This is a genomic window from Micromonospora sp. RB23 (genome assembly GCF_053585025.1).
Genome location: NZ_CM132111.1, coordinates 2,696,441 through 2,708,919 on the forward strand (window position 1 = coordinate 2,696,441; position 12,479 = coordinate 2,708,919).

Below are 12,479 nucleotides of genomic sequence, written 5' to 3' on the forward strand. Positions count from 1 at the left end.
CCCGCCCCCGGCTGCACCGGCCGTGGGCGCTCCGACCGGTCCCCGTCTCGAGGCTCCCGCGCCGGCCGGCCGGGCGGAGGCCACTCCGCCGCTGCGCCGGCCCGACGCCGTGCCGCCGGGCCGGCGACCCGCGTCCGAGCCGGGCGCCGCCGGACGGCCGCCCAGCGGCGACGGCCCGCCGCCCGGACGGCGTACGCCCGACCCGACGCGACCCGCCGCCGGTGGCGCCGCGCGTTTCGACGGACCCGTGCCCGGTGCCGCCGCGCAGGTCGCCGAGGGCCTGCGACCCGATCCCGCGATCGCCGAGGACCCGCGTACGGCCCGGCGTCGTCCCGGGCCGGTCGACCCGGGAGCTCCGGAGCCACCCCGCCCCGCCGGGGGCCGGCGTCGTGCCGCCGAAGCGGACGAGCCGGCGGTGCCCCGCTCGGGCAACGCCCCGCCGCTGCCCGACGCGTCGCCCAGCGGCGCTGTCCCCACCGGCGGGACGGCCACCGACGGCACCGGTCGCCGTCGGGCGGTCCCCGACGAGCAGGACCGACGCATGGCGACCGGCGGTGAGCCGCAGCCGGAACGCCGGGACCGCCCGGAGCGGCCGGCGGACTGGCTGCGTCAGGCCGGTCGGCTGCCGCACACCGACCCGGGCCTGCCGGTGGTCAACCGTCGAGGACCCGACGGGCAGCCCGCGGAGCGGTCCGCCGCCCGCCGTGTCGGCCCGCCGCCCGCAGGTGACCTGAACGATCGCTCCGGTGGTCCACTCGCCGTACCCGATCCGGCCGCGGAGCGCCCCACCGGTCGGCGGGCCGCCGGGCCGCCCGCCGACCCCGGCGCGGAGGCTCCCACCGGCCGCCGGGCCGCCCATGCCCCGGAGACCACCGGCGAGCACCCGAGCGGTTCCGTGCCGCAGTCGCCGCTTCCGGGGGAGCGCCGGGTAGGCCGTCGGAGTGCTCCGGGTACCGCCCCGGATCCGATCAACCGTCGACGCCGCCCGTCGGCCGAGCCGGCTGCCGAGGGGCGGCCCGGCCCGGGGGGCGAGCGCGGTGACGACCCGTACGCCGGTCCGCCCGGCGGGGGACGACCCGCGCCCGGCGCGCCCGTGCGGGGCGCCCGCTCTGGCGCGGCCGGTGGCCGGGCCCGGCTCGCGCCCGGCGACGCGCCGGTCTCCGGCGCCGGCCGCCGTGGGCCCGACGGTCCACCCCGATCCGGGGTCGCCCGCCCCGACGGTCCGGCCCGCGCGGCGGTGCCACCGGTCGCCGGCCCCGACGGTCCACCCGGAACACGCCTGGACGGCCCGCCCCGGTCCCGCCCCGAGGGTCCGGGCCGGGCGGCGGTACCGCCGGGCGCCGACGGTCCCGCTCGCGCGGCGACGCCGCCGGGCGTCGGTCCGGACGCCACGGCCCGCGCCGCTGCCCCACCCGGCGTCGATCCGCAGGCTGCGGCTCGTGCGGTGGTACGACCTGGCGTCGGTCCGGACGCTCCGACCCGACCTGGTACGGCCCGGCCCCGCCCGGACGGTCCGGCCCGTGCGGCGGTCCCACCGGGCGTCGGCCCGGACGGTCCGCCCCGTCCGGACGGTCCGGCGCGCGCCGCCGTCCGCCCACCGGGCGTCGCCCAGCCACCCGGCGGCGACGTCCGGACGGGCGCCGAGCAGGTCGGCCCCGCCGCGCCCGTGGCCGCGCGTGCCGCCGCCCCGCGTCCGGCGGACCGCGCCGCGGGTCGGGCGCTGCCGCCGCCCCGCGAGGGCGGCCGTCCCGAGCCGAGCGGTGTCGCCCCCGTGCCGCCGCCCGGTCGTACCGGCGAACCGGTGGCCCGTGCCGCCGTCGCGCCACCGGGCGGGGCGGGTCCGGCGGACCGGCCGCCCGCCGAACCGATGGAGGAGCCGCCGCTGCGCGCGGCCGGCCAGGATGTCCCCGACGACGAGGACGCCGCCCCGGGCGCCCGCTCCGAGCAACACCGGCAGTCGCGCGAGCGACGCCGGCTGCGGGTCGCCGTCCTGGCACTGGTCAGCATCGTGCTGCTCGGCGCGGTGCCACTCTTCTTCGGCCTCCGCACGCTCAGCAGGGACCCGGTCTTCGACAACCTGGACCAGCTCGACGTGCCCGGGTGGGCCGCGACGAAGACGGTCGACGACGTCAGCGGCAGCCGCTGGTGCCTGCTCGACTGCCGGCTGCGCGAGCGCACCGTCACCTCCGAGAAGTCGCCGGAGGAGACGGCGAAGGTCTACGAGGAGGCGCTGCGCAACGACGGTTGGCGGCCGTGGAAGGTGAGCCGCTGCCCCGAGCAGGAGACGAAGGGCAGCTACACCTGCTGGCGTCAGGACGAGTTGACCCTCGATCTGTGGGTGCGCGCGCCGGCCTGCGTACCGCCGCCGGTCGACGGGGAGCCGGCGATCGTGCCGTCCCCCGAGCCGTCGGCCGCAGCGGGGGAGTGCGCCGGCTCGTTGGTGTCGGTGAAGGTGCGCAACGCGATCGACGACGAGCGAACCAGGCCGCAGCCCAGCACCGATCCGTCACTGACCGGCGAGGATCCGTTCCCGACGGTCAGCGGGGATCCGCTGGGCGACGTGACACCCTCACCGTCCTGAGCCGCTCTCCATCACGGACGGTAGGGTCTGGGGCTGGCGGGCCCGACCGCGCCCGCCGGCCGGCGACGGCCCGGTGGTTCGGTGGGCGCCACGGTTGTGCGTTCCGGGGACGTCGGGTCCGGCGGAAATCTGCTTGAGGAGGACACGCGTGGGCGACATTCTGGCGGTCGCGGCGCTGATCGCGGCGAGCGCGTTCGCGGTGCTGGTGCTCATCCTGACGCTGCCGATCCTGCGGCTGCGGCACACGGTGGACGCCACCACCCGGATGATCAACGACCTCAACGACCGGACGGCACCGCTGCTCGGCGACGTCAACACCACGGTGAAGAACGTCAATGTGGCGCTGGAGCAGGTGCAGACCTCGCTCGACGGTGTGAACCTCCAGCTGGCGAAGGTCGACACGATGACCAGCCACGCCCAGAACGTCACCGCCAACATCGCGAACCTGGCGACGGTGGTCTCCGCGGCGGCCGCGAACCCGCTCGTCAAGGTGGCCGCCTTCGGCTACAGCGTGCGCAGGGCCGCCGCGAGCCGCCGGCACGCCGAGACCGAGCGCGAGGTGCGCGACACCATCAAGCAGCAGCGGCGGGCCGCCCGGCGCGGCAACCGCTGACCGTCCCCGCCACAGGAGGTAGCACGACATGAGGCGTCTGTTCTGGCTCGGCATCGGCGTGGCCGTGGGCGTGGTGGTGGTCCGCAGGGCGACCCGGACCGCCCAGGCGTACACCCCGGCCGGCATCGCCAGCTCGTTGTCGGAATCCGCTGGCAGCCTGGTGGAGTCGGTGCGTAGCTTCGTGGAGGACGTGCGGGTCGGGATGGCCGAGCGCGAGCAGGAGATCCACCAGGCGTTCGTCCAGGGCGAGGCGTTCGACGACCAGTTCGCCGAGCTGCGGGAGTCCCCGCGGATCGGCGATCGAGAGATTTTTCCGGAGGAACACCAGCGATGAAGACGGCGGAGATCAAGCGGCGGTACCTCGCGCACTTCGAGGCGAACGGCCATGCCGTGGTGCCGTCCGCTCCGCTGCCCGCCATCAGCGACCCGAACCTGCTGTTCGTCAACGCCGGCATGGTGCAGTTCGTGCCCTACTTCCTGGGCCAGCAGACCCCGCCCTACCAGCGGGCCGTCAGCGTGCAGAAGTGCATCCGCACCCCGGACATCGACGAGGTCGGCAAGACCAGCCGGCACGGCACGTTCTTCCAGATGAACGGCAACTTCTCCTTCGGCGACTACTTCAAGGCCGGCGCGATTCCGCTGGCCTGGGAGCTGTCCACGAAGCCGGTCGCCGAGGGCGGTTACGGGCTGGACCCGGAGCGGATCTGGCCGACGATCTACCTCGACGACGACGAGGCGTTCGAGATCTGGCGGTCGGTGGGCGTGCCGGCCGAGCGGATCGTGCGTCGGGGCAAGGCGGACAACTTCTGGTCCATGGGCATCCCCGGGCCGTGCGGTCCGTCGTCGGAGCTGTTCTACGACCGGGGTCCGGAGTACGGCGCCGAGGGCGGTCCGGCGGTCGACGAGGACCGGTACATGGAGTACTGGAACCTCGTGTTCATGCAGTTCGAGCGGGGTCCTGGCACCAACAAGGAGGACTACCCGATCCTGGGTGAGCTGCCGGCGAAGAACATCGACACCGGCATGGGCCTGGAGCGGATGGCCTCGATCCTGCAGGGCGTCGACAACCTGTACGAGATCGACGAGGTACGGCCCATCCTGGCGCGGGCGGCCGAGTTGACCGGCAAGCGCTACGGCGCGCACTCCGGGCACGTGGCGAGCGAGTCGCACCCGGACGACGTGCGGCTGCGGGTGGTCGCGGATCACGTGCGGACCGCGCTGATGCTGATCGGCGACGGCGTGACGCCGAGCAACGAGGGCCGTGGGTACGTGCTGCGGCGGATCATGCGGCGGGCGATCCGGTCGATCCGGCTGCTGGGCTGGCAGGACCGGGCGCTGCCCGAGCTGCTGCCCGTCGCGCGGGACTGCATGGCGCCCTCGTACCCGGATCTGGCGACCGACTTCGACCGCATCGCGCAGTACGCGTACGCGGAGGAGGAGGCGTTCCTGTCGACGTTGCGTGCCGGGACGACGATCCTGGACACGGCGATCGCCGAGACCCGCTCCTCGGGTGGCACGTCGCTGTCCGGGGCGAAGGCGTTCCAGCTGCACGACACGTACGGCTTCCCGATCGACCTGACCCTGGAGATCGCGGCCGAGCAGGGTCTGAAGGTCGACGACGAGGGTTTCCGCCGGTTGATGGCCGACCAGCGGACCCGGGCGAAGGCGGACGCGCAGGCGCGCAAGACCGGGCACACCGACGTGTCGGCGTACCGGTCGGTGCTCGACGAGGGTGGTCCGGTGACGTTCACCGGCTACAGCGAGGTGGCGCGCGAGTCGCGGGTGCGGGCGCTGTTGGGCTCGGACGGTCCGCGCGCGGCGGCGACCGAGGGTGAGACCGTCGAGTTGGTGCTCGACACGACGCCGTTCTACGCCGAGGGCGGCGGTCAGCAGCCCGACCACGGGATCATCACCGTCGGCGACGGTCAGGTTGAGGTGCTCGACGTGCAGCAGCCGGTGCCGGGCCTGATCGTGCACCGGGCCCGCGTCATCCGGGGCGAGGTGCACCCGGGCGACACCGGCTACGCCGAGATCGACACGACCCGGCGGCGGGCGATCTCCCGGTCGCACACGGCCACCCACCTGGTGCACCAGACCATGCGTAACTTCCTCGGTGAGTCGGCCACCCAGGCGGGTTCGTTGAATGCGCCGGGCCGGCTGCGGTTCGACTTCAACACCCCGACGGGTGTGTCGCCGACCGTTCTGCGGGACGTGGAGCAGCAGGTCAACGAGGTGTTGCTGGCCGACCTGGAGGTGCACGCCTTCATCACCTCGCTGGACGAGGCGCGGCGGATCGGCGCGATGGCGCTCTTCGGCGAGAAGTACGGCGAGGAGGTGCGGGTCGTCGAGGTGGGCGACTACGCCCGGGAGCTGTGCGGCGGCACGCATGTGGCCCGCTCGGCGCAGCTCGGCCTCGTGAAGATCCTCTCCGAGTCGTCGATCGGTTCCGGCGTACGCCGGGTCGAGGCGCTGGTCGGCATGGACGCCTTCGGCTTCCTGGCCCGTGAGCACCTGCTGGTGTCCCGGCTGGCCGAGCTGTACCGGGTGCCCAACGACCAGGTCGCCGACCGGGTCGAGCAGACGGTCACCCAGCTGCGGGACGCGGAGAAGGAGCTGGAGAAGCTGCGCGCCCAGCTGGTGCTGGGCGGGGCGGGCGCGCTCGCCGCGCAGGCCAAGGACGTGCGCGGGGTGGCGTACGTCGGGACGGAGGCGCCGGAGGGCGCGGCCGGCAACGACGTACGGACCCTCGCCCAGGAGATCCGCGGCAAGATCGACCCGGCGCGGCCGGCGGTGGTCGCCGTGGCGGCCCGGTCGAACGGCAAGGTGTCGCTGGTGGTGGCGGTCAACGCGGCGGCCCGCAGTCGGGGCCTGGCGGCCTCGGACCTGGTGAAGGCGGCGTTCTCCGGGCGGGGTGGGGGTAGCCCCGACCTGGCCCAGGGTGGCGGCCTGCCCGCGACCGAGGCACCGAACCTGCTGCTCACCGTCGAGAAGGCGATCACCGAGGCGTGATGGACGGACAGTGTCGACCAGGGCGGACCGAATGGTCCGCCCTGGTTCGTCGACAGCCCACGGGTGACCCACGGTGACCGGGTTCACACGGGGAGTTCGCCTCGGTGTGGACGTCGGTCAGGTGCGCGTCGGGGTGTCCCGCTCGGATCCGCACGGGGTGCTGGCCACGCCGCTGGTGACCCTCGCCCGCGATCTCACGGCCGCGCCGGAGGCGGTGCCGAGCGACATTGCCCAGCTCGCGGCGTTGGTGGCCGAGCACGAGGCCGTCGAGGTGGTCGTCGGACTGCCGGTCAACCTTGCCGGTAAGCATGGTCCGGCGGCGGTCAGCGTGAAGGCGTACGTTGACCGGTTGGTCAATGTGATAGCGCCGGTTCCGGTAACGCTCACTGACGAGAGGATGTCGACCGTGGTCGCTTCTCGTAGGCTTGCCGAACGTGGCGTTCGTGGCAAGCGTCAACGTGCGGTTGTCGACCAGGCGGCCGCGGTGGAGATCCTGCAGAGCTGGCTGGACGCACAGCGGAGGCGGACGTAATGATCGACGATCTGGACCTTGGGTTCGACGAGCCGGAGCGAGGTGAGAAGGGGCGGCACCGGCGCAGCTTCCGCAAGGGCAAGAAGGGCTCGGGCGGTGGCCGGGGCAAGACGTTCTTTGCGCTGCTGATGGCCCTGGTCCTGCTGGGCGGCATCGGCGGCGGCGCGTACTACGGGTTCGACCGGATCCAGAACTACTTCGTCACGCCCGACTACGACGGCGCCGGGTCCGGTGAGATCACCGTCGAGATCAAGAATGGCGCTCTGCTGGCCGACATGGCCGACGCCCTGGTCGCGGCCGATGTGGTCAAGAGTCAGAAGGCGTTCATCGAGGCGGCCGAGGCCAACTCGCGCAGCAAGAACATCCAGCCGGGCACGTACAAGCTCCGCAAGCAGATGAGCGGCGCGAGCGCCGTGACGGCCATGCTCGACCTGAAGAACAAGATCGTCAACGGGATCACCATTCCCGAGGGTCGCACCAGCAAGAACATCTACAAGCTGCTCTCCGACAAGACCAAGATCCCGGTCAAGGAGTTCGAGGCCGCCGCCAAGGACCCGGAGGCGCTCGGCGTCCCGGACTGGTGGTTCAAGCGCGACGACGGCAAGAAGATCGTCAAGTCCGTCGAGGGCTTCCTCTACCCCGACACGTACGAGATCCCGCCGAAGGCCACCGCCGAGAGCATCCTCAAGCTGATGGTCGACAACTTCCTCTCGGTGACCGGGGAGATGAAGTTCGCCGACCGGGTGCAGAAGGAGCGCAAGGTCAGCCCGTACGAGGCGCTGATCGTGGCGTCGCTGGCCCAGGCCGAGGCCGGGAACAAGGACGACCTCGGCAAGGTCGCCCGGGTGGCCTACAACCGGGCGTACGGCGAGTTCCCGTGCAACTGCCTGGAGATGGACGTCACGGTCAACTACTACCTGGAGTCGATCGGCAAGCCGACCAAGTCGTCCAAGCAGATGACGGCGGCCGAGCTGGACGACCCGAAGAACCCGTACAACCGCAAGCTGCAGGGCATGATCCCCACTCCGATCAACAACCCCGGTAAGCAGGCCCTGGAAGGGGCGATGGACACGCCGGTGGGCAAGTGGCTGTACTTCGTGGCGATCGACAAGCAGGGCCACTCCGCCTTCGCCGAGACGTACGAGCAGCACCAGCGCAACGAGGCCCGGGCCCGGGAGGCCGGCATCATCTGAGCGCTCCACGTCGACGAAAGGCTCCCTCTGCCGCGACCGGGATCGCGGAGAGGGAGCCTTTTCGGTGCGGGTGGTGCCGTCGTCAGTGGCTGGTGCCGGTCCAGGAACCGGTGCGCGGGTTCAGGAAGGTCCACACGCCGTTGCTGTTCTGCTTGCGCAGGGCGAAGGTGCGGTTGTAGCCGTAGTAGAAGTACCCGGTCTGGGTGCTCGTGTCGTAGCCGGTGTTCCGGTTGACCGCGCCGTACGCCTTGCCCCAGGTCTGCGGCCCGACCGACCCGTCGACGCCGATGTTCATCACGTCCTGCCAGGTTCTGGTCTTGGCGGCGGTGTTGGAGCCGAACTCCCCGTCGATGAAGCTGGTGCCGACGGTGCCGCTCAGGTCGTCGGCCCAGATGATGGCCTGCCAGAGTCGCACGATGTTGCCGGTCCGTACGCACGAGCTGGAGTTGCAGAGCTGGTGGTTGTCGGACCAGCTACCGGCCGCGCTGTCCGCCCGTGCGGGGGACCCGGCCAGCAGGGTGATGCTGAGGGACGCGGCGAACGCGATGAGGACGCGCAGAATCCGTTTGTTCATGGTTCCCCCCTGTTTATGATCGATCGTCCTACTCCAAAATGCTTCCACCGATGTCGATGGAACGTCAAGCGAATACCATCGCCGCCACCGGTGACGACTGGTGCGGCGGTCGGCGCGGTCGGTAGGGTCGGGACGACGTGTACGAAGGGGCGGACATGACGCGGACCGGGGCGGCCCGTCGGGCCGCGGTGCTGGGCAAACCCATCGCGCACTCGCTCTCCCCGGTGATCCACAACGCCGGCTACGTCGCCGCCGGGCTGACCGGGTGGTCGTACACCCGGATCGAGTGCGCGGCCGCGGAGCTGCCGGACCTGGTCGCCGGCCTGGGCCCGGAGTGGGCCGGGCTGTCGGTGACGATGCCGGGCAAGGAGGCGGCGCTCGCCGTGGCGGACGCCGCGTCGCCGGTCGCCGTCGCCGTCGGCGCGGCCAACACGTTGGTACGACGTGACGACGGCTCCTGGTACGCGGACAACACCGACGTCGGCGGCATGGTCCACGTGCTCACCGAGGCCGGGGTGGTGCCCGGCGCGACGATGACGGTGCTCGGCGCGGGCGGAACGGCCCGTGCCGCGCTCGCCGCCGCCGCGCAGCTCGCCTGTGCCACGGTGACGGTGGTGGCCCGACGGGCCGAGGCGGTCGACGAGCTGCGCCCGGTGGCGGGGGCGCTGGGCGTCGCGCTGACCGCCGGCGCCTGGGCCGACGCGCCCCGGCACCTCGCCGACGCCGACGTGGTCGTCTCCACGGTGCCGAAGGGCGTCGCCGACCCGTTCGCCGCCGCCGCGACCTGGCGAGCGGGCGCGGTGTTCTTCGACGCGCTCTACGACCCGTGGCCGACGCCGCTGGCCGACTCGGCCGGCGCAGCCGGGCTGCGGGTCGTGTCTGGTCTGGACCTGTTGCTCGCGCAGGCGGTAGGGCAGTTCGAGCAGTTCACCGGGACCGTCGCGCCGATCGCGGCGATGCGGGACGCGCTGGTAGCGGCCCGCAGCTGATTACGCACGCAAAGGGCCCAGCGAGCGTCACCATTCGCTTACCACTTGTCAAGGTGCAGGCTGCTCTTTGACGGGCTGCGGTTTGACAACCTGCGCCATGGCTGCACTGCACGGATGCCGAAGCACCTTTACGGACGAGGCGTAGCCGCCCGAGCGCCCGATTGACGGCTTTGGTTGTTCCGCGGGGCTTCCGCTGGCAATCTCTTCGTGACTCCCTTCCGCCGGAGGTCTTGATGTCGGTCCTGGTGCTTCTCGCCATCGGTGCCCTCAGCGTCCTGGCGCTGGTCGCCGCGCTCGGGTACGGCTCACTCGGCTGGCCCTTTGTGGCCGTCATGGCGGTGTCGGCCGCTGTCGTGGTCGTTCAGGTGTGGAGGAAGGGCCGCTCCGGTGTGGCGCTGCCGCATGACGGCGGCAGACAACATCTGCTGCTCGGCGGCTTGGTCACCGCGCTGTGGCTGGTGGGAGTGGTCCTGTACCGCACCTTCGACCTGTCGGTGCCACGGTACGCACTGGCGCTGCTCCTCGTCCCGTGCGTGAGTCTCCTGGCCGCCGGCCTCCTGCAACGCCGCGGCTGACGTCCCGGGTGGAGGGTTCGCGCGCTGTTCGCCGAAACGGCAGGCGAGCGAGTGGACACGGGGTCAACTACGATCACGAGGACTGGCTGGCCGAGGCTCCGCCGGGCCAGGCGCCGTGCAAAGTCCAGAGGAGACGCCACGAGATGCGGCAGAGCGAGGGTCCCTACAGCAAGGGAACGATGCGCGCACTCGCTGCGTCGACCGCCGTGCTCAGCTTGCTTCTCCTCGGGTGGGGCATCCTCGAGGCCGCCACGGGAGGCAGGAACGGGGTTCGGATGATCGTCATCGGTGCCATCTGCGCCGCCGTCGCCGCGATCGGAATCCCGCTCGGCATCCGGCGCGGCCGGCTCTGAGCGAGATGAGCGGGATGATCTCGCGAAGGGTCCTGCTGCTCGTCATCGTCATCATCCTGGTGCTGGTGTTACCGATCGGCCTCGTTCTGCTGACCGACCAGTCGTACGCGACAGGCGTGCTGATCGCGGTCGGCGCGGGCGTCGGAGCGCTCCTCGCCGGGCGGGGCCGGGAGATGATCGAACCCCCGGCGTGACCTGGGCTGATTCGCTGAAGAGGCGCGGCGGAGACCTCGTCTCGCGTGGATCCTTAGCTGACGGTTAAGACGCGCTTACGGAAAACTGTCCTACCGACGACGTGCCCTGGTCATCGATACGCTGCTCACGGTTATCGCACCAGACACAGGGAGTTCTCCTTGACCAGGCACGGACTACACCGCATCACCCGGTTCCGCAACGGCCCCCGGCGCAAGGCGATCGCCGTCGGCGTCGTCGGCGGATCGGTGGTGGCCGGCATCGTGGCAACCATGATGCCCCTGTTGGCCAGCGACGACCTGTCGATCCGCGCGGTGGCGGACACCACCGCGACGATGGTCTCGCAGGACGGCGACAACTCCACCAAGGGGACCCTGGCGACCTGCGCGGCGCGCTGCGACGGCAACCCGCGCGGCGGCCGGGAGGCGGTTGTCGAGTTCGCGGTGACCACCCTTCCCGCCGCCGCCGTCAACGTCCGGGCGACGCTGCGCATGCACGCGTGGCAGCAGTTGGGCGCGACGGTGACCGCGCACGCCTCGTCGGTGAGCGCCCGCGAGGCGCGACCGACCCCGGCGAAGGTGGGCACGGTGTTGGACACCGTGGCCGGTGTGGCCAAGGGCGTCAACGAGTGGGACGTCTCCAAGCTGGTCACCGGAAACGGCACCTGGACGGTGTCGCTGGCCCAGACCGGCTTGGAGACACGCGTCTACTGGGCGTCGATCGAGAACCGCAACACGGATCTGCGGCCCAGCCTGGTGATCAAATACGACCTGGGTAGCGGACCGACATCGCCGCCGACCACCCGACCGGCGCCGACGCCCACGATCGCGCCGACCACGACCGCGCCCCGGCCGACGCCGACGGTCGCGCCGACCCGTACCCCGACCCCGACCCAGAGCCCGACCCTCCCGTCCGGCAAGTGCGGCCAGGTGTCCGACACGCTCGTGCCCTCCTGCGGCGCCTGGTGGGGGATGTACTCACCCGCCAACGCCGGCAGCGGCTGGGACCACGGCAAGGCGATCACTGACGTGGAGGCCCAGGTCGGGCGCAAGTTCGACATCGTGCACCGCTACCACGACTTCTCCAACGCCGGCAGCAACGGGGCGTTCCCCGACGCGTACGAGCAGGAGCAGATGCGCCAGGGCCGGCTGATGTTCTTCGCCTGGGAGTCGCGCGACTTCTCCGCCGGTACGACGCTGAAGTGGTCCGACGTGTACAGCGGCCGGCAGGACGCCACCATCGACGCGGTCGCCGGTCGCATCCGGGCCGCGAAGGTGCCGGTGTTCATGGGCTTCGACCACGAGCCCGAGGACGAGCCGGGCAAGGGCAGCGACGCCGACTTCGTCCGGGCCTGGAAGTACGTGTACGAGCGGTTCGCCAAGGCGGGAGCGGACAACGCCGTCTGGGTGTGGACGATGATGGGCTGGTCCGGGCACTACTCGCGGTACGCCGGTCTCTACCCCGGCGACCGGTACGTCGACTGGGTCGCCTACGACCCGTACAACTTCCACGTCTGCAACGGCAGCACCGTGTGGAAGAGCCCGAGCACGACGATCGGCGGCTTCTACGACTGGCTCGACGAGAACGGCATCGGCGCGGGCAAACCACGGATGCTCGCCGAGTTCGGCACGAACTTCGACGCGAAGGACCCGGGCGCGAAGCAGCGCTGGTTCCAGGAGTTCCCGGCGGCCCTGAAGGCGCACCCGAAGATCAAGGCCGCGATCTACTTCAATTCGCCGGGCATGACGACCCGTACGGCGACCTGTGACATGACGATGAACCACGACGCCTCCGCCGTGACCGGGTTCAGCCAGGCCGGCAAGGACGCGTACCTGCGGCAGCCCACCGGAGGGAGCCGCTGACACGTG

Annotated in this window: 12 protein-coding genes; 11 read left to right on the forward strand and 1 reads right to left on the reverse strand. The window is 71.8% G+C overall.

Annotated features, from left to right (window positions below):
• Window positions 1–1,867: 1,867 nt before the first annotated feature.
• The 6 genes from ACTFTM_RS12365 (at window position 1,868) to mltG (ending at window position 7,928) form a co-directional block, all read left to right on the forward strand.
• Window positions 1,868–2,581, forward strand: coding sequence for a hypothetical protein (locus tag ACTFTM_RS12365; protein ID WP_449566616.1), 714 nt, complete (start codon window positions 1,868–1,870; stop codon window positions 2,579–2,581).
• A 148-nt stretch (window positions 2,582–2,729) separates the two neighbouring features.
• Window positions 2,730–3,194: a DUF948 domain-containing protein gene (locus tag ACTFTM_RS12370; RefSeq protein WP_422739575.1), complete on the forward strand. Its 465-nt coding sequence runs from the start codon at window positions 2,730–2,732 to the stop codon at window positions 3,192–3,194.
• 28 nt (window positions 3,195–3,222) lie between these two features.
• Window positions 3,223–3,528 carry a hypothetical protein gene (locus tag ACTFTM_RS12375; protein WP_449565924.1) on the forward strand — a complete coding sequence of 102 codons (306 nt, stop codon included), beginning with the start codon at window positions 3,223–3,225 and terminating at the stop codon, window positions 3,526–3,528.
• The gene (alaS, locus tag ACTFTM_RS12380; protein WP_449565925.1) at window positions 3,525–6,203 is read left to right on the forward strand and encodes an alanine--tRNA ligase; all 2,679 of its coding nucleotides are present in this window, start codon (window positions 3,525–3,527) and stop codon (window positions 6,201–6,203) included. The genes ACTFTM_RS12375 and alaS overlap by 4 nt, the downstream gene beginning before the upstream one ends.
• A gap of 73 nt (window positions 6,204–6,276) precedes the next feature.
• The gene (ruvX, locus tag ACTFTM_RS12385; RefSeq protein WP_449565926.1) at window positions 6,277–6,735 is read left to right on the forward strand and encodes a Holliday junction resolvase RuvX; all 459 of its coding nucleotides are present in this window, start codon (window positions 6,277–6,279) and stop codon (window positions 6,733–6,735) included.
• Window positions 6,735–7,928 (forward strand): endolytic transglycosylase MltG, encoded by a 1,194-nt coding sequence (mltG, locus tag ACTFTM_RS12390; RefSeq protein WP_449565927.1) that lies wholly within the window; start codon window positions 6,735–6,737, stop codon window positions 7,926–7,928. Before ruvX ends, mltG begins: the two co-directional genes overlap by 1 nt.
• Before the next feature lie 82 nt (window positions 7,929–8,010).
• On the opposite strand, the gene ACTFTM_RS12395 is transcribed toward mltG, so the two are convergent.
• A complete protein-coding gene (locus ACTFTM_RS12395) occupies window positions 8,011–8,502 on the reverse strand; it encodes a peptidoglycan-binding domain-containing protein (RefSeq protein ID WP_449565928.1) in 492 nt (163 codons plus the stop codon).
• 155 nt (window positions 8,503–8,657) lie between these two features.
• Here ACTFTM_RS12395 and ACTFTM_RS12400 point away from each other — a divergent pair, with 155 nt between their 5' ends.
• The 5 genes from ACTFTM_RS12400 to ACTFTM_RS12420 all read left to right on the forward strand — a co-directional run bounded on the left by ACTFTM_RS12400 (window position 8,658) and on the right by ACTFTM_RS12420 (window position 12,473).
• The gene (locus tag ACTFTM_RS12400) at window positions 8,658–9,491 is read left to right on the forward strand and encodes a shikimate dehydrogenase (RefSeq protein ID WP_449565929.1); all 834 of its coding nucleotides are present in this window, start codon (window positions 8,658–8,660) and stop codon (window positions 9,489–9,491) included.
• Between the two features lie 233 nt (window positions 9,492–9,724).
• Complete coding sequence (locus ACTFTM_RS12405; RefSeq protein ID WP_449565930.1) at window positions 9,725–10,066, forward strand: hypothetical protein; 342 nt, start codon at window positions 9,725–9,727, stop codon at window positions 10,064–10,066.
• Window positions 10,067–10,209: 143 nt separating this feature from the next.
• A complete protein-coding gene (locus ACTFTM_RS12410; RefSeq protein WP_449565931.1) occupies window positions 10,210–10,419 on the forward strand; it encodes a hypothetical protein in 210 nt (69 codons plus the stop codon).
• Between the two features lie 14 nt (window positions 10,420–10,433).
• Complete coding sequence (locus tag ACTFTM_RS12415; RefSeq protein ID WP_449565932.1) at window positions 10,434–10,613, forward strand: hypothetical protein; 180 nt, start codon at window positions 10,434–10,436, stop codon at window positions 10,611–10,613.
• A gap of 159 nt (window positions 10,614–10,772) precedes the next feature.
• Window positions 10,773–12,473 (forward strand): glycosyl hydrolase, encoded by a 1,701-nt coding sequence (locus ACTFTM_RS12420; RefSeq protein WP_449565933.1) that lies wholly within the window; start codon window positions 10,773–10,775, stop codon window positions 12,471–12,473.
• Window positions 12,474–12,479 lie beyond the last annotated feature (6 nt).